At 72.5% G+C, this 20789-nt stretch carries 22 protein-coding genes and 2 pseudogenes; 11 read left to right on the top strand and 13 right to left on the bottom strand.

Translation table 11 applies throughout. From position 1 onward, the window contains the following. Positions 1-8: 8 nt before the first annotated feature. Genes otnI through POD19_RS03510 form a run of 5 tightly spaced genes read left to right on the top strand, consistent with a single transcriptional unit; the run spans position 9 to position 4635 of the window. The gene (gene otnI, locus POD19_RS03530) at positions 9-806 is read left to right on the top strand and encodes a 2-oxo-tetronate isomerase (protein WP_002855527.1); all 798 of its coding nucleotides are present in this window, start codon (positions 9-11) and stop codon (positions 804-806) included. Further along, positions 803-1591, top strand: coding sequence for a DeoR/GlpR family DNA-binding transcription regulator (locus POD19_RS03525; protein WP_002855529.1), 789 nt, complete (start codon positions 803-805; stop codon positions 1589-1591). Before otnI ends, POD19_RS03525 begins: the two co-directional genes overlap by 4 nt. 10 nt (positions 1592-1601) lie before the next feature. Continuing rightward, positions 1602-2561 (top strand): D-erythronate dehydrogenase, encoded by a 960-nt coding sequence (gene denD, locus POD19_RS03520; protein ID WP_020625806.1) that lies wholly within the window; start codon positions 1602-1604, stop codon positions 2559-2561. A gap of 42 nt (positions 2562-2603) precedes the next feature. Continuing rightward, positions 2604-4001 carry a GntP family permease gene (locus POD19_RS03515; RefSeq protein WP_102708727.1) on the top strand — a complete coding sequence of 466 codons (1398 nt, stop codon included), beginning with the start codon at positions 2604-2606 and terminating at the stop codon, positions 3999-4001. Positions 4002-4011: 10 nt separating this feature from the next. After that, positions 4012-4635: a class II aldolase/adducin family protein gene (locus POD19_RS03510; RefSeq protein WP_002855533.1), complete on the top strand. Its 624-nt coding sequence runs from the start codon at positions 4012-4014 to the stop codon at positions 4633-4635. 90 nt (positions 4636-4725) lie between these two features. Here POD19_RS03510 and POD19_RS03505 read toward each other — a convergent pair whose 3' ends face one another. Next, entirely contained in the window at positions 4726-5787 is a 1062-nt protein-coding gene (locus POD19_RS03505) for a zinc-binding dehydrogenase (protein ID WP_010079838.1), read from the bottom strand. Between the two features lie 262 nt (positions 5788-6049). Between POD19_RS03505 and POD19_RS03500 the strand changes: the two genes are divergently transcribed. Together POD19_RS03500 and POD19_RS13015 are read left to right on the top strand one after the other, a co-directional pair. Continuing rightward, positions 6050-7552, top strand: a complete 1503-nt coding sequence (locus POD19_RS03500; protein ID WP_340309320.1) for a long-chain-fatty-acid--CoA ligase — start codon at positions 6050-6052, stop codon at positions 7550-7552. A gap of 7 nt (positions 7553-7559) precedes the next feature. Continuing rightward, positions 7560-8063, top strand: a complete 504-nt coding sequence (locus POD19_RS13015) for a DUF6226 family protein (protein ID WP_445299765.1) — start codon at positions 7560-7562, stop codon at positions 8061-8063. Between the two features lie 261 nt (positions 8064-8324). On the opposite strand, the pseudogene POD19_RS13010 reads toward POD19_RS13015, so the two are convergent. From POD19_RS13010 to POD19_RS03480, 4 genes and pseudogenes are all read right to left on the bottom strand, one after another. Then, a pseudogene (locus tag POD19_RS13010) lies at positions 8325-8840 on the bottom strand (metal-dependent hydrolase); the annotation flags it as partial. 181 nt (positions 8841-9021) lie between these two features. Next, positions 9022-9756, bottom strand: coding sequence for an LrgB family protein (locus POD19_RS03490; RefSeq protein ID WP_020625927.1), 735 nt, complete (start codon positions 9754-9756; stop codon positions 9022-9024). After that, a complete protein-coding gene (locus POD19_RS03485; protein ID WP_340309318.1) occupies positions 9753-10115 on the bottom strand; it encodes a CidA/LrgA family protein in 363 nt (120 codons plus the stop codon). The genes POD19_RS03490 and POD19_RS03485 overlap by 4 nt, the downstream gene beginning before the upstream one ends. Next, the gene (locus POD19_RS03480; protein ID WP_340309317.1) at positions 10097-10819 is read right to left on the bottom strand and encodes a GntR family transcriptional regulator; all 723 of its coding nucleotides are present in this window, start codon (positions 10817-10819) and stop codon (positions 10097-10099) included. The genes POD19_RS03485 and POD19_RS03480 overlap by 19 nt, the downstream gene beginning before the upstream one ends. A 105-nt stretch (positions 10820-10924) precedes the next feature. Between POD19_RS03480 and POD19_RS03475 the strand changes: the two genes are divergently transcribed. Beyond that, entirely contained in the window at positions 10925-11107 is a 183-nt protein-coding gene (locus POD19_RS03475; RefSeq protein WP_020625930.1) for a hypothetical protein, read from the top strand. Here POD19_RS03475 and POD19_RS03470 read toward each other — a convergent pair. The 7 genes and pseudogenes from POD19_RS03470 to POD19_RS03440 form a co-directional block, all read right to left on the bottom strand. Further along, the gene (locus POD19_RS03470) at positions 11089-12096 is read right to left on the bottom strand and encodes a GIY-YIG nuclease family protein (protein ID WP_340309316.1); all 1008 of its coding nucleotides are present in this window, start codon (positions 12094-12096) and stop codon (positions 11089-11091) included. The genes POD19_RS03475 and POD19_RS03470 overlap by 19 nt on opposite strands. Positions 12097-12198: 102 nt before the next feature. Further along, complete coding sequence (locus tag POD19_RS03465; protein WP_336639643.1) at positions 12199-12354, bottom strand: hypothetical protein; 156 nt, start codon at positions 12352-12354, stop codon at positions 12199-12201. 33 nt (positions 12355-12387) lie between these two features. Further along, positions 12388-13254: an 8-oxoguanine DNA glycosylase OGG fold protein gene (locus POD19_RS03460; RefSeq protein WP_340309315.1), complete on the bottom strand. Its 867-nt coding sequence runs from the start codon at positions 13252-13254 to the stop codon at positions 12388-12390. Positions 13255-13297: 43 nt separating this feature from the next. Beyond that, positions 13298-13894: a DinB family protein gene (locus POD19_RS03455; RefSeq protein WP_340309314.1), complete on the bottom strand. Its 597-nt coding sequence runs from the start codon at positions 13892-13894 to the stop codon at positions 13298-13300. A 23-nt stretch (positions 13895-13917) separates the two neighbouring features. Continuing rightward, entirely contained in the window at positions 13918-14259 is a 342-nt protein-coding gene (locus tag POD19_RS03450) for an alpha/beta fold hydrolase (protein WP_340309313.1), read from the bottom strand. Between the two features lie 249 nt (positions 14260-14508). Next, a complete protein-coding gene (locus tag POD19_RS03445) occupies positions 14509-15729 on the bottom strand; it encodes a Fic family protein (RefSeq protein ID WP_340309312.1) in 1221 nt (406 codons plus the stop codon). Then, a pseudogene (locus tag POD19_RS03440) lies at positions 15726-16073 on the bottom strand (GNAT family N-acetyltransferase); the annotation flags it as partial. The gene POD19_RS03445 and the pseudogene POD19_RS03440, both read right to left, overlap by 4 nt. Before the next feature lie 110 nt (positions 16074-16183). Between POD19_RS03440 and POD19_RS03435 the strand changes: the two are divergent. Beyond that, on the top strand, positions 16184-17326 hold the full coding sequence (locus POD19_RS03435; RefSeq protein WP_340309311.1) for a GNAT family N-acetyltransferase: 1143 nt from the start codon (positions 16184-16186) through the stop codon (positions 17324-17326). A 220-nt stretch (positions 17327-17546) separates the two neighbouring features. Here the strand turns inward: POD19_RS03435 and POD19_RS03430 are convergent, their stop codons facing one another. Further along, positions 17547-17996 (bottom strand): hypothetical protein, encoded by a 450-nt coding sequence (locus POD19_RS03430; protein WP_043275869.1) that lies wholly within the window; start codon positions 17994-17996, stop codon positions 17547-17549. Positions 17997-18287: 291 nt separating this feature from the next. On the opposite strand from POD19_RS03430, the gene POD19_RS03425 reads away from it, so the two are divergent. Together POD19_RS03425 and POD19_RS03420 are read left to right on the top strand one after the other, a co-directional pair. After that, entirely contained in the window at positions 18288-20027 is a 1740-nt protein-coding gene (locus tag POD19_RS03425) for a glycerol-3-phosphate dehydrogenase/oxidase (RefSeq protein WP_340309310.1), read from the top strand. A gap of 13 nt (positions 20028-20040) precedes the next feature. Continuing rightward, positions 20041-20763, top strand: coding sequence for an MIP/aquaporin family protein (locus tag POD19_RS03420; protein WP_340309309.1), 723 nt, complete (start codon positions 20041-20043; stop codon positions 20761-20763). The last annotated feature ends 26 nt before the right edge of the window (positions 20764-20789 follow it).

The following is a 20789-nucleotide window of genomic DNA, read 5'->3' as shown; positions in this document are numbered from 1 at the left end:
ATCCACCGATGCCGCAGTTCGCCGCGAATCTCAGCATGATGTTCACCGAGCGTCCCTTCCTGGAGCGCTTCGCCGCCGCCGCGGAGGCGGGCTTCACCGGTGTCGAGTACCTCTTCCCGTACGAGTACCCCGCCGCAGAGGTCGCGGCGGCCCTGCGCTCGGCCGGGCTGACCCAGGCGCTGTTCAACGCCCCAGCCGGTGACTGGGACGCGGGGGAGCGGGGGCTCGCGTCCCTGCCCGGCCGCGACGCGGAGTTCGAACGCGGCATCGCCACCGCCCTGGAGTACGCGCGTGCCCTCGCGTGCCCTCGGGTGCACGTGATGGCCGGCATCGCGGATCCCGACGACGCCGACGCCCGACGCCGCTACGTGGAGCGGATCCGCCGCGCCTGCGACGCCGCGGCGCAGCACGGCGTGGAGGTCCTGCTGGAGCCCATCAATGCGGTGGACATGCCGGGGTACTTCCTGTCCCGCGTCCCGCAGGCCCGGGAGCTGCTGGCCGAGGTTGACCGCCCCAACGTCGGATTGCAGCTGGACCTCTACCATGCCCAGATCACCGAGGGGGACCTCACCCGACTGGTGGACGCGTCTGTGGACCTCACCCGCCACGTGCAGATCGCCGGCGTCCCGGACCGTCATGAGCCGGACACCGGAGAGGTCGCCTACGAGCACCTGTTCGCGCACCTGGACAAGGCCGGCTACACGGGCTGGGTGGGCTGCGAGTACCGCCCCGCCGGGCGCACCGAGGACGGCCTCGGCTGGTTCGCGGCACACCGCGGGTCCCAGCGCCCCGGAGAACGGGCATGATCGCGGACGAGCGGCGGCGGCGTCTGGTCAACCTCGTGGTGGAGCGCGGCTCTGCCTCCGTGACCGCGCTGGCGGATGAGCTGGGCGTGTCCTCCATGACCGTGCGGCGGGATGTGAAGCGGCTCGAGGAGGAGGGCCGCCTCGTCTCCGTGGCTGGCGGCGTCGCCAAGCCGGCGCGCCTGTCCCTGGACGCGACGCATCGGGTGAAGCTTGGGATCCGGCCCCGGGAGAAGGCGGCCATCGCCCGCCGAGCCGCAGAGCTGATCCGCCCGGGGGACCTCCTTTATCTGGACGCCGGGACCACCATGCTCGCCCTGGCCCGACTGCTTGCGGCCCGCCCCGCCGCGGAACGGGTCGACGTGGTCACCAACGACCTGGCCGTGGCGGCGGCCGTCGGCGAGCACCCGGGAGCCCAGATCCACGTGCTCGGCGGCCGCCTGGACGCCGGGAACCTGTCCACGGACGGGCCCACTGCCGCCGCGGAGCTGGCGGGTTTCAACATCGACCTGGCGTTCATCTCGGCGTCCTCGTTCGACCTCCGCGGACTCTCGGTGCCCACCGAAGGCAAGGCGATCGTGAAGCGAAGCATCGCCGAGCACGCGGACCGCTGCGTGCTCGTCGCGGACTCCTCGAAGTACGGGCGCGTGTCCACCTTCAAGGCCCTCCCCCTCCGGGCCTTCGACGCGATCGTCACCGACCCCGCGTTGCCCGACGCCGTCCGCGATCGGGCGACCGCGGTCGGTGTGGACCTCCTGTTGACCCCCCTCCCGACCCTTCCCACGTAGGAGAACACCCATGAACATCGTCGTCACCGGCGGCGCCGGCTTCCTCGGCAGCCGCGTGATCCGCTCCCTCCTCCAGGCCCAGGACGCCGGCCGCCTGCCCGTGCCGGTGGACTCCGTCGTCTCGCTCGACCTGGCGCCCTGCCCTGTGGAGGACCCCCGGGTGAGCTCCCGGGTCGGCGACATGGCCGACCCCGCGGTCCTGGCCGAGGCCATCACCGCAGACACGGCAGGGATCTTCCACCTCGCCGCCGTGCTCTCCGGCGGCGCCGAGCAGGACTTCAACCTCGCGCTGCGCGTGAACGTGGACGCCACGGAGCGGCTGCTGGAGGCCGCCCGTGCCACCGGGGCCCGGCCCCGGTTCGTCTTCACCAGCTCCCTGGCCGTGTTCGGCAGCGCCGTGCCGACGGTGGTCCCCGAAGACCTGGCCACCCAGCCCGAGTCCACCTACGGGGCGACGAAGGCCATCGGCGAACTGCTGGTCAACGAGTACTCGCGCAAGGGGTACGTGGACGGCCGAGTCTGCCGGCTGCCCACCATCTCGGTGCGACCCGGGAAGCCGAACTCGGCCGCGTCCTCGTTCGCCAGCGGCATCATCCGCGAGCCCCTCCAGGGTCTGCAGGCTGAGCTGCCGGTGCCGGAGGACACCCGGATGTGGCTGTCCTCCCCCGACACGGCGGTGCAGAACCTCGTGCACGCCTTCATCGTGGAGTCCGAGCGGCTAGGGGGCTGGCGGGTGCTGAACATCCCGGGCGTCTCCGTGACCGTGGCGGAGATGCTCGACGCCCTCGAGGCCGTCGGGGGGCCCGAGGCACGGGCACGGGTCGTCCCACGCCCGGATCAGCGGGTCATGGACATCGTGTGCTCGTGGCCCGGCGAGTTCGACGTCGAGCGAACCCTGTCCCTCGGCTTCCGCCCAGACAGCAGCTTCGAGGCCGCCGTCCGTCAGTTCCACCGCGAGTTCGTCGCCTGAGTCGGCCTCACCCCTCGGATCCACACCACTAGGAGAACCACCATGAACGGGCTCGGAGCCTCCGAGATCGGTGCGCTGGTCGGCCTCACGGCAGCCGTCGCCCTGCTCATCTTCTTCGTCATCCGGACCAAGATCCACGCCGTCCTGGCCTTGGTCATCGCCGCCTCCATCGCGGGTCTGGCGGCCGGGATGGCCCCGGACGCCGTGATCCAGGCCATCACCACCAGCTTCGGCTCGACCCTCGGGACCATCGGCCTCGTCATCGGCATGGGCGTGATGATGGGGCGCATCCTCGAGGTCTCGGGGGCCGCGGAAAAGCTGGCCTACTCCCTCATCCGCGTGCTGGGTAAGGGGAAGGAGGAGTGGGCGCTCGCCGGCGCGGGCTTCGTCATCTCCATCCCGATCTTCGTGGACTCCGCCTTCGTGATCCTGCAGCCGCTCGTGCGGTCGCTGGCCCGGACCTCCGGGCGGTCCATCCTCACCCTGGGCATCGCCCTCGCCGGCGGCCTGGTCGTCACCCACCACGCCGTCCCCCCGACGCCGGGCCCGCTCGGCGCCGCCGGCATCTTCGACGTGAACGTCGGCGAGATGATCCTCTGGGGCCTCATCCTCAGCTTCCCCGCCATGATCGCGGTGACCCTGTACGCGAAGGTCATGGGTCCGAAGATCGAGGCCATGATCGAACGGGACACGGGCGAACGCCTCTCCCCCGCGGAGGCCTTCGAGGAGTTCCAGGAGCGTGCCGCCGTCCGGGAACGCGAGCTGCCCGGGCTGTTCATCTCGATCCTGCCGATCCTGCTGCCGATCGTCCTGATCTTCCTGAACACCTTCTCCGCCACCATGGTGGAGAACAACGAAGGTGCCCTGCCTGCCGGGCTGGTCTCCACGCTCGCCTTCATCGGCAACCCCGTCATCGCCCTGCTGCTCGGCGTCCTCGTGGCGATCTACGGCCTCGCCCGCAACCAGTCGCGCCAGGAGACTCTGGACGACATGGAGTTCGGCGTACAGTCGGCGGGCATCATCCTGTTGGTCACCGGCGCCGGCGGAGCCCTCGGCGGCGTTCTGCGCGAGTCCGGGACGGCGGAGTCCATCGGCCAGGCGGTGGCCGGCCTCCCCCTGCCGACCATCCTGATCCCGTTCGTCATCGCGACCATCGTCCGCCTCATCCAGGGGTCCGGTACGGTGGCCATCATCACCTCCGCCTCGATCTCCGCACCCATCCTCGCGGCCATGCCGGATGTGAACATGGTGTTGGCCGCGCAGGCCGCCGCCCTCGGCTCGCTGTTCTTCGGTTACTTCAACGACAGCTTCTTCTGGGTGGTGAACCGGATGCTGGGCATCAAGAACGCCAAGCATCAGATCCTCGCGTGGTCCATCCCCACCACGATCGCCTGGGCGACCACCCTGGTCGCCCTGCTCATCGCCAACGCACTCGTCTGAGAGGAGCCCCGTGACCGACGAGTCCTTGCTGCGCCGTCAGATCGCCGAGTTCGGTGCAAGCCTGTTCTCCCGTGGATTCTCCGTGGGCAGCGCCGGCAACATCAGCGTCCGGATCGAGGGCGGGTATCTCATGACGCCCACCAACTCCTCCCTCGGCCGGCTGGACCCCGAGGCGCTCTCCGTGCTGGATGAACACTGGAGGCACCAGGCTGGTCCTCGGCCGTCCAAGGAGGTGGTGATGCATCGGGCCATGTACGAGGCCCGCCCGGAGGCACAGGCGATCGTGCACCTGCACTCCACCTACGTGACGGCGTACAGCTGCCTGGCCGAGGACGGGGGCATCCCGCCCCTCACCCCGTACTTCGTGATGCGGCTGGGCCGGGACGTGCCGACCGTCCCCTACCACCGACCCGGTTCGGCGGAGATGCTGGACGACATCCTCGGGGCCGGGCGCCGGTCCCCCGGCGTGGTGCTGGCCAACCACGGCTCGATCGTCGCCGGTACCACGTTGGAGAGCGCGGTCAACGCCGCGGAGGAGCTGGAGGTGTCGGCGCAGCTCGCCTTCCTGCTGGAGGGGCGCCCCACCCGCCCGCTGACCGAGGCGCAGGTCCAGGAGCTCCTCGGGCCGCAGTGACCCGAGGCCGATGGCTGGCGCGCGGGGCGTGGTGCGGACGTGGCCGCCCACCTTCCTAGCAGAGGCGGGCACGCTCAGCGCGCGGGTGCCTCAGACCTCCAGCAGCACCTTGATCTCGCGGCGCTCGTCCATGGCCCGGTACGCCTCGGCGGCGTCGTCGAGCGGCATGCGCGCGGTGAACACGCGGCCGGGCTGGATCTCCCCGGACTGGATGCGCTCGATCAGCTCGGGCAGGAAGCGGCGGACGGGCGCGGGCCCGCCCTCGAGGTGGATCTCACGGCCGAAGAGATCGGAGCCGTCGAGGGTCTGGTCGTGGGAGACGCCCACGAACCCGACATACCCGCCGGGGCGCACCGAGGCCAGGGCCTGGTCCATGGAGCCCTGCGTGCCGACGGCCTCGCACACCCCGTGCGCTCCGTAGCCGCCGGTGAGCTCACGCACCTGGGCGGCACCCTCCTCGCCACGCTCGGCGATCACGACGTCCGCGCCGAACTCCCGGGCGAGCGCGGCCCGATCCTCATGGCGGGAGAACACGATGACCTTCTCCGCGCCGAGGGTCTTGGCGGCCAGGACGGCGCACAGGCCGACGGCGCCGTCGCCGACCACGGCGATGGTCTTGCCGGGGCCGGCCTGCGCGGCGACGGCGGCGTACCAGCCGGTGCCGAGCACATCCGAGGCGGCGAGGTAGTCGGCCAGGCGGTCCGGGTCCGAGGGCTCACCCCCGGGCACCTTCACGAGGGAGCCGTCCGCGAGCTCGACACGCATGTACTGCGCCTGGCTGCCCGTGTACTCGCCGGCGTTGACGCAGCGGGACTGGTAGCCGGCCTGGCAGATCTCGCACGTGTTGTCCGAGAGCATGAACGAGCCGATCACGAAGTCGCCGACCTCGAGGGTGGCGACGTCCTCGCCCTTCTCCACGATCGTGCCGACGTACTCGTGGCCCATGCGCCGGTGGTCGACGTCGTTGTGGCCGCGGTAGGGCCACAGGTCCGAGCCGCACACGCACGCGGCGGCCAGCTTCAGGACCACGTCCGTGGGCTGGGCGACGCGCGGAGTGTCCACCTCCTCCACGACGACGTCGCCCGGCGCGCGCATGACGACCGCCTTCATCGTCTTGGGGATGGCAGGGGTGGCGGGGGTCTGTGCGGTCATGGTCTGTCCTCCGGTCTGGCCCGGCGGTCCGGGCGGTGTGCGGGGACCAGTCTTGCGCCCCTGAGCCGTGGAGACGACACATCGGCGACGCGGGCGGGGCCGGTGGATGACCGCGCGCCAGCGACATCACCGCCGGGCAGAACCGCGGTGATGTCGCTGGCGTGAGGTCGGCCGACACACCCCACTCGGCTCACAGCGAACGAGCACCGCCGGGCGTTACGCTGTGGTTCCCATCACATCCGACTCCCCCCGGAGGCCCGTCGTGACCCTCACCCTGCCCGCCCGCCTCGAGCGCACCGCCGCCGAGCATCCGCACTCCACCGCCCTGATCCTCGGCGAGAACCGCATGACGTACGCGGAGCTGCAGGACCAGTCCCAGCGCCTGGCCGGGCTCATGCGGCAGGAGGGCATCGGCCCCGGGGACCGCGTGGCGCTCATGGTGCCGAACATCCCCGCGTTCCCGGTGGTGTTCTTCGCGGCCCTGCAGCTGGGCGCCGTCGTCGTCCCGATGAACCCGCTGTTCAAGCGCCGCGAGATCGAGTACTACCTGGAAGACTCGGGTGCGTCGATGCTGTGGTCCGTGCCGTCCGAGGAAGCCGTGGAGGGCGCCCGCGAGCGCGGTGTGCCGCTGCGCACCCTCGGCGAAGACGGCCTCGCCCCGCACCTCGCGGAGAGCCCCGGCCCGGTGACCGAGACCGTCGAGCGGGACCTCGAGGACGACGCCGTCATCCTCTACACCTCCGGCACCACCGGCCGCCCCAAGGGCGCCCAGCTGACCCACCGGAACATGGGCACCAACGCGGACACCGCGGCGGAGACGCTGATCCAGCTCCAGCACGGGGAGACCGTGCTCGGCTGCCTGCCGCTGTTCCACGTGTTCGGCCTCACGTGCGCGCTCATGGCGCCCGTCACCACGGGCGCCAGCCTGGCGTTGATCCCCCGCTTCGATCCCGCCGTGGCCGCGCAGACCGTCCGCGAGCACGCGGTGGACGTGTTCATCGGCGTGCCCACCATGTACGGGGCCGTGCTGGCCGCGGCCAAGGACCATCCGGAGGACCTGGCCAGCCTGCGCCTGGGCGTCTCCGGCGGGTCCGCCATGCCCGTGGAGCTGCTGCGCCGTTTCGAGGCCACCTTCGACTGCGAGATCCTGGAGGGCTACGGCCTGTCCGAGACCTCCCCGGTGGCGTGCTTCAACCACCCGGGCGAGGAGCACCATCCGGGCTCGATCGGACGCGCCGTCCGCGGGTGCGAGATGCAGCTGGTGACGCCGGACGGGGCCGTCGTGCCCGAGGGCGATGAGGAGACCCTGGGCGAGGTGTGGATCCGCGGGGAGAACGTGATGAAGGGCTACTGGGGCAAGCCGGAGGCCACCGCCCAGGCCATCACCGAGGACGGCTGGTTCCGCTCCGGCGACCTCGCCCGGCGCGATGCCGCGGGCAACTACTACATCGTGGACCGCACGAAGGACATGATCCTGCGCGGCGGGCTCAACGTGTACCCGCGCGAGATCGAGGAGGTGCTCTACGAGCACCCGGCCGTCGCGGAGGCCGCCGTGGTGGGGGTGCCCCACCCGGAGCTCGGCCAGGAGGTCGCCGCGCACGTGGTGCTCGCCCCCGGTGCGCACGCCACGGAGGAGGAGCTGATCCAGCACGTGAAGTCCCAGGTGGCGCCCTACAAGTACCCGCGCACCGTGACCGTGCGGGACGGGCTGCCCAAGACCGCCACCGGCAAGATCCTCAAGCGGGAACTGACGCCGACGGAGTGAGCTCGGGATGACCGCCCGGGCCCGCGTGTGGGCCGAGGCGCTCGCGGAGGCGGGCGCCGCGGTCGCCCCGGACCCGGTGCGTGGCATCCCACTCGACGAGGCCGGGCGCGCAGACCTGGCGGTCCCCGTGGGCCGGGCGCTGCGGGTGGCGCCGCCGGCCGACGTCGACGGCGCCTCCCCCTGGTGGCTGCTGGAGACGGACGTGCCCCAGGACGACGACGGCGGTGTCCTTCCGGTGCTCCGAGTGGCGGTCGGCGCCCCGGGGCAGGTGCACGCGCTGCTCCCGGACTGCGGATGCGACGCATGCGACCCCGGGTCGGACGAGCTGCTCGAGGCCGTGGACCAGGCGGTCGTGCGAGCAGACGGCACGGCCGAGGGGCAGGCCCGGGTCCCGGGGTGGTCGTTCGAGGCGCTCACGGACGCGTGCCGGGACCTGGCCGCCGGCGGCCGTCCGAGGCTGCCGCGCGGGACCGAGGCGACCGTGCGGGCGGGGTGGTTCCCGGAGACATGAGGGGGCGGTGGTGGCCTGGTGCCGCCGCTCAGAACAGTGCCGCCACCCCCCGAGCGGCGAGCGGGACGAGCCGCACGGCCCGCACCACGGTGAACGCGGTGACCACCGAGACGAGCGCCCACTCCCGCCAGGACCCGGTCCGGCCGAGCAGGGGAGCCGGAACCGTCCGGAGGACTGCCACCACCACAGGCGCGCGGGAGGCTCCGGGATGAGCGGCCAGAGCAGGGCCACCCCGTTGTTGGTGAGGGCGTCGCCGAGGATGTGCACGCTCACGCCGACGGCCACGGAGGCGGGGATCCACCACAGCCCGTCGCTGAGGACGGTCGCCGACACCGCGACCAGGATGCCGAGCGCCCACGCGGCCCTCCATCCCCGGTTCGGGAGCAGTCGGAGGGCCTTGGCGGCCACGGCCGCCAGGAACGCGGCGATGACCCCCTGCCCCGGCGTGTAGACGTGCCCCGCGATCGGCACCTGGATGGAGGCGGCCGCCGTCGCGATGGCGGTGAACGCTGCGATCCCCACCAGCGAGTGTGTGCCGCGCCGATGCCCGCCGGCCACGTGGCGGATGCCGCGGCTCAGCCACTCGGTCAGGGGCGGCAGGGCGTGGACGACGGTGGCCCGGGGGTGGTCCCAGTCGCTGATCATGGCCGCGCCGGCGGTGGTCACGGCGCCGAGTAGCTGGAGCTCGGCGGGCAGGTGCAGCACGGCGATCGGCGACTGCCAGTGCGTGAGCGCCAGCCAGGCCGCGGCGCCGGTGGCCGCGTGGGACGGGCCCATCATGGGTGGGGTCCTCTCGTTCGCAGGACCGGGCCGCGTCACCGCGCCTGCGCGGGCCGGCGGGCGGCCCGCGGGGAAGGAAGAGGACCAGGGTGGCAGGCGGGGCGGACACGGTAAGGAGGCCGCCGCGGCCGGATCGGGTCGAGGCGGCCGCCCGGCCGGTGGGCAGCCGCCCGGCCCCTCACCCCGTCATCGCCAGCACGAGCGGGGCCAGCAGGGCGGTGAGCACGCCGGAGCAGGCCATGGCGAGGGCGGAGAACGCACCGGTCTTCGGCCCCTCGGCGAGGGCGCGGGCGGTGCCGATGCCGTGGGAGCTCACGCCGATGGCCAGGCCGCGCACGCGGGGGTCGCGCACGCGCAGCCGGTCGAGCACCCAGGGGGCGAACACGGCGCCGAGCACGCCGGTGAGCACGGGGAGCACGGCGGCGAGGGAGACGATCCCGCCGCCGGCGTCGGCCACCGCCATGGCGATCGGCGTCGTCGCGGACTTGGGGGCGAACGTGGCGGCCAGCGCGGCGTCCCCGCCCATCAGCCGCACGATCAGCACGGCGCTCACCATGGCGGTCAGCGAGCCGACGGTGACCCCGACGGCGACCGGCAGCAGCAGCTTCCGGATGTCAGGGCCGGCCCGGTACAGGGGGACGGCGAGGGCCACGGTGGCGGGGCCCAGCAGGAAGGTGAGGTAGCTGCCGCCGATCATGTAGGTCTCGTAGTCGATGCCGGTCAGGGCCAGGAACGCGGCCACCAGCACGATCGTCACGAGCACGGGCGTGAGCAGGGCGGTCTGCCGGGCGGCGAGCCACAGGCGGCGGGAGAGCACGGCGACGGCGAGGGTCAGCGCGATGCCGAACAGCGGTGTGTGCAGGAGCGCGTCCCAGGCCTCGGCGAGGGAGTCGGTGAGTTCGGCGGCGTTCATTGTGCGTCCTCCTTGTCCGTGAGGCGGCGGGCGAGCGGGGCGGCGACGCCGGCGGTGACCACCAGCCCCAGCAGCCAGGGCACCACGAAGCCGACCAGCATCAGCGCCCGGTGTTCCCCGATGAGGCCCAGCACCGCGACGACGCCGACGCCCGCCGGGACGAACAGCAGCGGCAGGTGCTGGAGCAGGTGATGGCTCGCCGTCATCACCGGCGCGTCCTCGGCCGGCCGGCGCCACGCAAGCAGGCCGAGCAGCAGGAGCATGCCCAGCACGGCCCCGGGGATCGGCAGGTGCAGCGTGTCGGCCACGAGCGTGCCCGCCAGCTGGCAGAGCAGCAGGATCAGCAGGCCCTCGACCATCGGGGTTCACCTGCCTCGGACGGACCCACGGGGGGCAGGCCGGGGACGACGCCGGTCCCCGCGGCGTCGAGGTGCGCCTGCAGGGCGCGCTGGGCGTCTGCGGCGCGCCCGGCGGCCAGCTGAGCGCAGATCTCGGCGTGCCCATCGAGGAGGCGGCGGGCGGCGTCGACGGATCCGCCGGTGGCGGCGTGGATGAGGCGGGCCAGGCGGGGGGCGAAGGTGCGCACGACCTCGTCGAAGGCGGCGTTGCCGCACGTGGCGATCACGTCGCGGTGGAAGCGCACGTCCAGCGCGGAGAACGCCGCGAGGTCGCCGGCGTCCAGGGCGGCGCGCTGCTGCTCCAGGTTGGCGGTGAGCGTGGCGACGAGGGGCCCGACGGCGTCGGGCCGCGCGGCGACCGTGGCGAGGGCGGTGGACTCGAGGAGGCCGCGCAGGGCCGTGAGGTCGGCCACGCTCTGCGGCGTGAGGGCCTGCACGGCCGCGCCCTTCTTGGGGAGGAGCCGCACCAGGCCCCAGCGCTCGAGCTGGAGGAGGGCCTCCCGGGCCGGCGTCCGGGAGATGCCGGCCTCCGTGGAGAGCTGGACCTCGGTGAGCATCTCCCCCGCGGTGATCTCACCGCGGACGATGCGCCAGGCGACGTCGTGGGCCAGGCGGCCGGCAGCCGTGGCACGACTGCCCCATAAGGGGTCGGAGAGTGGAGTCATGCGGGCCAGAATAATCGGATGCATGCATGGATGTATGCATTGTGTCGGACTCGGAAGGCGCCCGGGTGGGGAGGGGCGCAAGGTGCCGGCGCCCACCCTCGCCCCATGACCGTCGCCATCACCTGTCTCGACCCCGCCGGCGCGGACCGCGCGGAGCTCATTGCGCTGCTCACCGGCAGCGCGTGGCCCTTCCCTGTGCGCCCCCACATCACCCGGCCGGTGGCGAAGGAGGCCGTCGAGGACGGCGGCGGGCACCCCACGATGCTGGGTCACCAGCTCCCGATGTAGTCCTCCGGGCCGAGGAGACCCCGGGTGTCCGCCCAGGCTCCCCAGCGGTCGAGGAGGAGGGGGATGGCCTGGTCCTCCCACCAGGGCAGGTGGACGAGGCCCTGACTCATGCCTCCGCGGTTGAACCGCTCCACGTTGACCTTGTCCTCGTCGTAAGGCTCGGCCCCCTCAAGGGAGCGATTGAGCGCATCGCGCAGGAGCCGGCCGAGTTCATACTCACTGGCGGGCATGGGGGTGTCGTCGAGCCGTTCAGCGAGCTCCTCCCAGAGACCCACGCTTCCCCGCAGCCCGTACTGGCGGGGGCGGCGGCGGAACAAGTCGCCGACGGTCGCGCGCGCCGACGAATGGACTTCCACCACGTCCACATCGCGCTTCGCCTGCTCCGCCATGGCCGTGCGGGCTTTCCGGATGCGCTGGCGGAGCAGCTGTGCTTCGGGGCTGGTGCCGCCGTAGATGAGGTTCAACGGCGGGGTGTGCGTGTCGATCACAGGCTTCTCGATGCCCCCGAGCGGTGTCACTTCCGCGAACCCGGCGGGCGCCTGCCACACACGGACGGCGAGGTGACGGCGCATCCAGGTGGTCAGCTGCTCGCCGCTCTCCGGGGTGAGGGAGAATCGACCCGCGGAGGCGACGGCGACTGGCTCCAGGTCCAGCCGATCCACCAGGAGTGCGGCCAGAGTGCGGCGCAGAGTGGAGTGCGCGGTGCCGCCGCCCGCGAAATGCTTGCGTTCCAGGCGGGCCCGCAGGCTGCCCTCGGCCTTGCCGATGTAAAGCACATCGCTTCGACTGACAGACGTGTCCAATCGCAGCTCGGCTCGCGCCGCGTCAGGATCCTGCGCGACAACCGCGTATAGCCCGGTCGAATCCGGCACGACCTCGCCGCCACGCCCACCGATGACCACACCGCCGTCCTCGACGCGTGCGAACAGCTGGGGACCGTTCTGCAGAGCATGGGAAGCGGCCGCGATGAACCCCACCTTGGTGGTCATGCCAATGTCCTCTCTTCGTCCGGGACATCTACCCCGGCTGCGCCTCGAGCCTACGGAGGGTCCTGGACACGGTAGGCGCCCTTGCGATGGATCGCTGACCCCTCACCGCGCCAGGATCCACCGGTCCTCGGGGCCGAAGACGTGGAGGTCGTCGCAAGCGAAGTCGCGCAGCCACGGGACGTGGTCCACGACGCGCAGGTACAGGCCGCGGTGCACGCCGGACTCGTCGCCGATCAGCTGCTCAGCGGACACGTTCATCTCGACGCCAACCGCGCACAGGCGGGCGGGGCTTCACGCCTCGTCGGGCGCCCGGTCCTCCGCGTCGGCGATGACATCCTCCAGAGCCTGCAGGTGGGGTTCGGCGTCGTCCCCGGCGCCCAGGTCGGCCAGCGCGAGGCGGAGGGCCTCGAGCAGCTCGCCGGCCTCCGGGTCCGCGGCGGCGGAACTCCAGCTCTCCCGCCAGGGCTCCTGGGTGGAGTCCTGCTGCTGGAGGAAGATGAGCCGCTCGACGTCGTCGGCCGGGATCTCGAGTTCCTCACCCCACGCCTGCATGGTCTCCACGTACGTGGCGTACTTGCGGGGGTAGGTCCAACCGCCGCCGATCCGGACGTCGACGTCCTTCACATGCTCGGCGAACCAGGCGCGCACCACGGAGTCGAGGACGGGGGCGATGTCGGACTCCCGGTGGGCCTTGGTAAGGAAATAGAGGTACTTGGTGCCGAAGGCCGCGCCGAGGTGCTTGAGGCAGCCAACCCCGCTCTTGCGCTGCTGCCGGATGTGCTCGAAGGCCGCGGGCCCGCCCTGCTCGAGGGTGATGCGGGTGACGTCGGCGAGCTGCTCCTCAAACCCGGGCTGCGCCATGATGCGCTCCACCCGGGAGGGGCCGTAGCCGACCCGTCCGTACCCCCACACCATCGCGGCGATGAAGGCGTCCCGCTGCACGGCGCGGTCCTCGGCGGTCACCTTCGCGGCGTAGCCGGTGACGACGGCGCGGGTCAGCGGCTCGCACTCGAGGCAGGCGGGCAGGTCGGGCACGTGGGCCGTCCAGTGATCGAAGGACCAGCGCGTGGGCTCGTCGGCGGGCCTGCCGGCGGCAGCCCACGCATCGAATGAGCGCTGGAGGGCAGGGGGTACGGCGGCAGCGGGAGTACTCGTCATGGCCACACCGTAGGCCAAGGACCGGCACGGGAGGCATGTGCCTTCAGTTAAGGCCCGGCCCACCGCTCCCCTCCGCGATGGCGGTCAGACGGTCCACGTGGGCGGCCCAGCGGTCGGCGTCCCACGGGGGCAGGTTGTTTCCTGGGGCGCGCAGGCCGGCCTGCCCGTCGATCTGCTCCCGCAGGATGTCCGCGTGGCCGGCGTGCCGGGCCTCGTCCAGGGCGACGTGCGCGATGATCTGCGCGAGCGTGACCTCCGCCTTGTCGTCGGGCCACCACGCCACCCGCCCTGGGGCGTCGACGCCGAGGGCCGTGATGGTCGCGTCCGCGTGGGCGAAGCAGCGGCGGGCGAACTCGAGGACGTCCTCGAGGGACTCACCCTCGGCGGCGAACATGTCCACGGTGTCCTCCTCCGGCCGCCCCGCCGCCGCCCAGGGCAGCTGCACCTCCGCGGGGCGGCCGAACGTCTCGCCGAAGTACTCCAGCTCGACGACGGCGGCGTGCTTGACCAGTCCCAGCAGGTTGGTGCCGGTGGGAGTGCGCGGCAGGCGGGCGTCGCGCTCGCTGAGGCCCTCGAGCTTCTGGAGGAGGGCCGCACGCTGGCGGCGCAGCCCGTCGTGGAGGATCTGCTTGTGGTCCATGGGGGGATCCTGCCCCAGATCAGTCAGGCCGCGAACCCCCGCACGAGCTCAGCCACCCGCTGCGGCGCGTCCAGGTGCACGTCGTGCCCCGCGCCGGGCACCTGCACGTGCCGCACATCCGGGCGCCGCCGCCGCATCTCGTCCAGCTCTCCGGCGGGCACGTACCCGTTCTCCCCGGTGATCAGCAGGGTTGGCGCGGCGATCTGCCCCCATTCCTCCCACCGGGGCCGCTCGTGGACGGGCCGCAGGGCGGCCTCCAGCACGTCGACGTCGAAGCGTGGCACCCAGCCGGCGTCGACGTCCCGGGTGGAGCGCGGGGAGGGCGCGATTGCGGGCGGCCCCGCCCCTGACTGGCCGTTGCGCACCGCGCGCCTGTGACTGGCCGTTGCGCACCGCGCGCCTGACGCTGCGTCCACCCCGGGAGGACGACCTTGGCTGGCCCTGCCGGATCGGTGTCTCTGGTGGTGGGGAACGTGGGCATGCCCGTGGGGACGTGATCCTGTGGCTGACGGACCGCGAGTCATCCCGCGGGCCTCACCTCGTGTGTTCGCCTGACCATGGCCGGGGCACTACATACGGCACTGAGGCTGGTCAACCCTGTAGACCGCCCCCGGTCAACCCCGCCGGCCCGCACGCGCGGCGAACTCGTCCAGACAGGTGAGCACCTCGGTGGCCAGCCACACCCGGTTCCGACGCTGAGCGGACGCGGCCTGCAGAGCGCCGGCCTCGACAAGCTGGTCCACGGCCCGCTGGGCGGCCGGGCGCGAGACACCCAGCGCCTGGGCCAGGTGGTCCACGGTCACGGCGGGTTGCGCGATGATCACCGCGAGCGCCCGCCAGACCGCCGCGTCCCGCCGGGCGGTGAGCCGCTCGCGCCAGCCGGTCAGGGCCTCGTCCAGGTCCGCGACGAGCTCTCGGCCGTTGCCGACGGCGGCCAGGGCGGCCTGCGCGAAGCGGCGCACGATGGGCGCGGGGTCGCCGTCGCGGTAGGCGGTGAGGGCGTCGAAGTATCCGGCCGTGTCCGTGAGGAGCCCCGCTGAGAGGGGCACCCCCATACGGGTGGTCGCGCCGGCCCGATGCAATACGGCGTGCACGAGGACGCGCCCGGTGCGGCCGTTGCCGTCCGCGAACGGGTGGATGGTCTCGAACTGGGCGTGCGCGATGGCGGCCTGCACGAGGGCGGGTACGTCCGCGCGTCGCAGGTAGGCGAAGAGATCGTCCATCCCGGCACGCAGGCGCTCCGGGTGGGGCGGGACGAACTGCGCCGTGTGCGGCGTGGGCGTCCCGCCCCCGATCCACCCCTGCGCATCGCGGTAGGCGCCCGGCCGGGCATGCTCCTGACCGTCCATGAGGGCACGATGGGCGGCCAGCAGGGCGGGCTCGTCCAGGTCGGCAGCCAGCCGGGAAGCAGCGCCCATGGCCCTCACGTTCGCCGCCACGAGCGCTGCGTTCGGGCGGGTGCGTTCGCCGAGAGTCGCCAGGGCGAGGGCTCGCGCGCCCGCGGTGATGTGCTCGATCTGCGAGGAGGACGCGGACTCAGTGCGCAGGAGCACCGCGTCGATCGGGGCGATCTCTCCAGTGAGCCCCGGGAGGGCGTGGCTGATCTCGGCGTCGAAGCGCACGACGGCGGCCGTCGCCTCCTCGACCTCGGTCGCCAGATCGGAGGGCAGGTCGAACCCGAGTCGGGCGATACGGGCGGGGAGCGCGGCTCGATATGGGCCTGCTGCACGCACGCGAGCGCGGCGGGAGCGCAGCCCGGCGTCATCCGGGCCCGCGGCCCAGGGGCGCTGTTCCCAGCCGACGGCCCACGGGGTCGGGCGCGGATCGTTGCTCATGCCACAACCTTACGCAACGTTATGTCTAGAGCGTTGCGTACTTCTGGGCGTCGTGAGGTGGAAAGCCGTCTGCCCCGGGCCCGATGCTCCGAGGCGAGCATCGCGTAAGTGACGCCGTCCACCCAGCCGCGGGTGCGGTGCAGTGACTCCTCCTTGAAGGTGCCCTCGTGGCGCAGGCCGACCTTCTCCATCACGCGCAGGATGGGCGCGTTGTCCGCGAAGGCGTGAGCCTCCACGGGTCGGACGCCGAGGCCCGCGAAGGCGAGGTCCAGCAGGGCACAGGCCAGCTCGGTGGCGTGGCCCCGGCCGGCGTGGGCCGGGGCTATGGTCCAGCCGATCTCGGCCTGCGCGTCCCGGGCTTCCTCGCGCGGCGCGCCGCGAGGTCGAGGAGGGGCGTGGCCATGGGGTCACGACAACGGGCGGCGGTGACGCCCCCTCCCCTACTCTCGGCCCCATGGACGTCACCTTCACTCCGCTCGACCCGGCAGGCGCCGACCGGGACGCGCTCGTCGCCCTGCTCACCGAGAACGCGTGGCCGTTCCACACGCGCCCGCGCGTCACCCGGCCGGAGGCGGAGAAGGCCGTCGATGGCGGCGCCTGGGAGGATGAGGACCACCGCACCTTCTGGATCGAGCATCCCGAGCACGGCCGCGTCGGCGTGGTGCGCCTGGAGGACCTCACGGACCCCACCCCCTTGTTCGACCTGCGCGTGGCGGAGCGGTTCCGCGGGCGCGGGCTCGGCGCGCAGATCCTCACCGCGCTCACCCGGCACGTCTTCGAGACGATGCCCGCGGTGGACCGCTTCGAGGGCCAGACCCGCGAGGACAACGTCCCCATGCTGCGCACCTTCCGCCGGGCCGGCTGGGTCAAGGAGGCGCACTACCGGCGCGGCTGGCCCGTGGACGGCGGCGAGCCGCTCGCGTCCGTGGCCTACGCAATGTTGCGCCAGGACTGGGCGTCCGGCACGACGACGCCGGTCCCCGCCGACGTCGACGCCCCGCCTCCGGCGGGGCGCAAGGAGGGCGCGGCTGCGGGCGGCCGCGCCCCTGACTGGCCGTTGCCCACCGCGCGGCTGACGCTGCGGCCGCACCGGGAGGACGACTTCGGCTGGTTGCAGGAGATGTACACGCAGCCCGAGGTGGTGCGCCACCTGCTGGACGAGCCCTGGGACGAGGCGACCGCGCGGGCGAAGCTGGCCAAGCGGATCACGTGGGACGACCTCGGCGGCCCGTCCGGGGCGGCGTCCCTGGTGGTGGAGCACGCGGGCGTCCCCGTGGGTGACGTGATCCTGTGGCTGACGGACCGCGAGCGCGGTGTCGCGGAGATCGGCTGGGCACTGGATCCGCGACATGCCGGTCAAGGCTTCGCCCGGGAGGCCGCGGCTGCGCTGCTGGACCTGGGGTTCGAGACGTCTGGCCTGCACCGGGTAGTGGCACAGATGGATGCCCGCAACACGGCGTCCGCCCGACTGGCCGAGATGCTCGGGATGCGTCGAGAGGCACACCACCGGCAGGACCTGTGGAGCAAGGGCGAGTGGACGGACACCCTCGTCTACGCGATGCTCGCGAGCGACCGGGGGGTGAGGGGCCATCTATGACGGCGAAGGCAACGTCAGCTCCGGAAGAACCGCCTAGGACCCCGTGGCGAAAGAGAAATCCCCCACGTGCGCATCGTGGAGAGGCGTGGGGATGCGGTGATGTGAACGTTCGCATCCATGCGCACCGAGGTCGGCGTGTCGGGCGCAATCCGTGCCGCCGAACGGACTTCTACGCTCACCCCATGCAGCTCGAGACCGTGAGGGGGTGGACTCGCGAGGCTCACCAGGTGTGCGGACCGAGGTCCTCGAGGATCTCCAGGTCGAGAAGCCACTCGTCAGGGCGGGGAGTCTCGGGGAGCACCGGCTCGTAGGCGCCGACGTAGACGACCTCCCCCAAGCCGAGGCCGGTGGCCTCCTCTGGCTCAAGGATCGTCAGGTCAGCGTGGCCGGGGACGCGGTCGATCTCGGCGAGCCGCCCCGAGGGCCACACCTCGTGTGCCGCCCTCACCACGGCCCGCACACGACGCAACGGGATCGACCCGGCGGGGCTGCCGTCGTCGTGATGGGTGACGACCCAGCCTGCAGAGGCCAGGGGCCCAGCCTGACTCACTCCCCGGGAGGGCAGCAGGATCAGCTCGTGGACTTCCCCCACGGCGATCGAGTCACCGCAGCATTCCTGCTCCCAGTCCGAGAGCGAGGCGCGGCCGACGGCGCCGACGGTGATGTCCATGGTCGGAGTGTAGGGGCGGGGCCTCACCCGAGGGCACGCGTCACCCGAGGCGCTCCGCCCTCGTTCCAGCGGAACAGGGTGAGGTGCCACAGTCCGGGGACCGTGCGAGACGGGCCACCTCCACGCGCGCCGACGTGCCGCTGTTCGAGCGGCTCGGGTTCCGCGAGACCGTACCCGACGCGTGCATACCCGCGGCCCGGGAGTGACATCATGGACCTCGGCTCGTGCTGATACTGGGTATCGTGAGCCACGCCACTACACTGTGCTTCCACTGATAAAGGAGCAACCCCCATGCCGACCCTGCGAACCGTCCCCCTCTCCGCCGCCACGCGGGAGGACCACCTCGCCCGCCTCCGGGCCACCAGCCCGGAGGCCCCCCTCGACATCCTGGTCGTGGGCGGCGGCTCCACCGGCGTGGGCGCCGCGTTCGACGCGGCCACCCGCGGCCTCGACGTGGGCATCGTCGAGGCCCGCGACTGGGCCTCCGGGACCTCGTCCCGCTCCTCCCGCCTCATGCACGGTGGCCTGCGCTACCTCGAGATGCTGGACGTCAAGCTGGTGTACGAGGCGCTGCGGGAGCGCGACCTGCTGCTCACCCAGACCGCGCCCCACCTGGTGCGTCCCCTGCGCTTCGTCTTCCCGTTCTTCCACAAGGTGATCGACCGCGGCTTCATCGGCGCCGGCGTCACCATGTACGACGCCATGCAGTCGCTCGGCCGCCGCCGCGCGATGGGCGCGCACCGCCATCTCAGCCGCCGCTCCATGGCCGCGACCTTCCCCTCCCTCGACGACGAGAAGATCGTCGGCGCGGTCGAGTACGCCGACGCCCAGTTCGACGACGCCCGCCTGGCCATGATGCTCGTGCGCTCCGCCGTGGACCACGGCGCCGTGGCCGCCAACTACACCGCCGTCACCGACTACCTGCGCGGCGACGACGGCCGTGTGCAGGGCGTGCGTGTCCGCGAGGAGACCTCCGGCGAGGAGTTCGACGTGCACGCGCGCGCCGTCATCCTGGCCGGGGGCGTCTGGACCCAGGAGCAGCAGGAGCTGGCCGAGGCCGACGGCGGCCTCGAGGTGCTCGCCTCCAAGGGCGCCCACATCACCGTGCCCCGCGACCGCATCCGCGCCGACGCCGCCACCGGCGTGATCACCAAGACGGAGAAGTCCGTGCTGTTCCTCATCCCGTGGGACGAGTACTGGGTGATCGGCACCACGGACACCCCGTGGGCGGAGGACGTGGCCCATCCGGCCACCACCGCGGACGACATCGACTACATCCTCGAGCACGCCAACGCGGTGCTGAAGGAGGACCTCACGCGCGACGACGTGATCGCCACGTACGCCGGCCTGCGCCCGCTCCTGCAGCCGGTCACCGGATCCGACGGCGGCTCCACCAAGATCTCCCGTGAGCACACCGTCACCGAGGTGGCCCCCGGCCTCACCGCCGTGGCCGGCGGCAAGTGGACCACGTACCGGGCCATGGCCGAGGACGTCGTGGACTTCGTGGTGCGCGAGACCCACCCGACCCGTCCCAGCCTCACCGAGCGCATCCCCGTGCTCGGCGGCCTCGGCTACTCGGAGATCGAGGCGGAGGCGGACCGCATCGCCGCCGACTACGGCCTGGACGAGGCCCGCGTGGACCGGCTCCTGTTCCGCTACGGCACCGTGCTGCGCCACGTGCTCGACCTGATCGACGCCGACCCGTCCCTGAGCGTCCCTCTCGCCGAGGCGCCGCGCTACCTGCGCGCCGAGATCGTCTACGCGGCCCGAGCCGAGGGCGTCGTCCACCTAGACGACGTCATCGAGCGCCGCACGCGCCTGTCCACCGAGGTCCGCGACCGCGGCGTCGCGGCGGCCGAGGAGATCGCGTCCCTCGTGGCCCCCGAGCTGGGCTGGGATGAAGAGCGCATCGCCGGTGAGATCCGGGCGTACAAGAACCTCGTCGCCGCACGCCTCCGCGGCGAGACCGCCCACGACGACGTCACCGCCGCCGCCGCGCTCGCGGCCGCCGACGCCGCCCCCACCCCCTGAAAGGAGCCCGTCCATGGGCACGATCTTCCTGTATGAGATCGCCGGCACGGCGATCCTCCTCCTGCTCGGCGTCGGCGTCGTCGCCAACGTCGTCCTGACGAAGACCAAGGGCAACGGCGGAGGCTGGCTGCTCATCAGCTTCGGCTGGGGGCTGGGCGTCTTCGCGGGCGTCTACGTCGCTGCCGCGACCGGTGCGCACCTGAACCCCGCCGTGACCGTCGGCCTGCTCGCCAGCGGCGCCGAGGAGTACGCCCCCGGCATCGCCGTGACCCTCGGCACCACGCTCGCGTACTTCGCGGCGCAGCTGATCGGCGCCTTCCTCGGCGCGGCCCTGGCCTGGCTGGCCTACCGCGACCACTACCAGGCGGAGACGGACCAGGGCGCGATCCTGGGCACGTTCGCCACAGGTCCCGAGATCCGCAACCCGCTGTGGAACATGGTCACCGAGCTGATCGCCACGTTCGTCCTGGTGTTCGTGATCCTGCTCTTCGGCTCCACCCCCTCCGGGCTCGGCCCGCTCGCGGTGGCCCTGCTCGTCGTCGCGATCGGCGCGAGCCTGGGCGGCCCCACGGGGTACGCCATCAACCCGGCGCGCGACCTGGGCCCCCGCCTGTTCCACGCCGTCGCGCCGATCCGGCACAAGGGCGGCTCGGACTGGGGCTACGCCTGGGTGCCGATCGTCGGCCCGCTCGTCGGCGCCGTCCTGGCGGGCCTCGCCGCGCCTCTGTTCGTCTGAGCAGCCCGTCCCTCTGAGCAGTCCAC

It is taken from the genome of Micrococcus sp. GPGPB33, from assembly GCF_037853785.1.
Lineage (GTDB): Bacteria > Actinomycetota > Actinomycetes > Actinomycetales > Micrococcaceae > Micrococcus > Micrococcus luteus.
The sequence above is the reverse complement of the archived record's forward strand: the minus strand, read 5'-3'. Positions and strand labels throughout refer to the sequence as shown.

Coding starts and splice junctions, on each gene's coding strand:
- otnI (WP_002855527.1), top strand. CDS start 9: ATGCCGCAGTTCGCCGCGAATCTCAGCATGATGTTCACCGAGCGTCCC.
- POD19_RS03525 (WP_002855529.1), top strand. CDS start 803: ATGATCGCGGACGAGCGGCGGCGGCGTCTGGTCAACCTCGTGGTGGAG.
- denD (WP_020625806.1), top strand. CDS start 1,602: ATGAACATCGTCGTCACCGGCGGCGCCGGCTTCCTCGGCAGCCGCGTG.
- POD19_RS03515 (WP_102708727.1), top strand. CDS start 2,604: ATGAACGGGCTCGGAGCCTCCGAGATCGGTGCGCTGGTCGGCCTCACG.
- POD19_RS03505 (WP_010079838.1), bottom strand. CDS start 5,787: ATGACCGCACAGACCCCCGCCACCCCTGCCATCCCCAAGACGATGAAG.
- POD19_RS13015 (WP_445299765.1), top strand. CDS start 7,560: ATGACCGCCCGGGCCCGCGTGTGGGCCGAGGCGCTCGCGGAGGCGGGC.
- POD19_RS03490 (WP_020625927.1), bottom strand. CDS start 9,756: ATGAACGCCGCCGAACTCACCGACTCCCTCGCCGAGGCCTGGGACGCG.
- POD19_RS03485 (WP_340309318.1), bottom strand. CDS start 10,115: ATGGTCGAGGGCCTGCTGATCCTGCTGCTCTGCCAGCTGGCGGGCACG.
- POD19_RS03480 (WP_340309317.1), bottom strand. CDS start 10,819: ATGACTCCACTCTCCGACCCCTTATGGGGCAGTCGTGCCACGGCTGCC.
- POD19_RS03475 (WP_020625930.1), top strand. CDS start 10,925: ATGACCGTCGCCATCACCTGTCTCGACCCCGCCGGCGCGGACCGCGCG.
- POD19_RS03470 (WP_340309316.1), bottom strand. CDS start 12,096: ATGACCACCAAGGTGGGGTTCATCGCGGCCGCTTCCCATGCTCTGCAG.
- POD19_RS03465 (WP_336639643.1), bottom strand. CDS start 12,354: ATGAACGTGTCCGCTGAGCAGCTGATCGGCGACGAGTCCGGCGTGCAC.
- POD19_RS03460 (WP_340309315.1), bottom strand. CDS start 13,254: ATGACGAGTACTCCCGCTGCCGCCGTACCCCCTGCCCTCCAGCGCTCA.
- POD19_RS03455 (WP_340309314.1), bottom strand. CDS start 13,894: ATGGACCACAAGCAGATCCTCCACGACGGGCTGCGCCGCCAGCGTGCG.
- POD19_RS03445 (WP_340309312.1), bottom strand. CDS start 15,729: ATGAGCAACGATCCGCGCCCGACCCCGTGGGCCGTCGGCTGGGAACAG.
- POD19_RS03435 (WP_340309311.1), top strand. CDS start 16,184: ATGGACGTCACCTTCACTCCGCTCGACCCGGCAGGCGCCGACCGGGAC.
- POD19_RS03430 (WP_043275869.1), bottom strand. CDS start 17,996: ATGGACATCACCGTCGGCGCCGTCGGCCGCGCCTCGCTCTCGGACTGG.
- POD19_RS03425 (WP_340309310.1), top strand. CDS start 18,288: ATGCCGACCCTGCGAACCGTCCCCCTCTCCGCCGCCACGCGGGAGGAC.
- POD19_RS03420 (WP_340309309.1), top strand. CDS start 20,041: ATGGGCACGATCTTCCTGTATGAGATCGCCGGCACGGCGATCCTCCTC.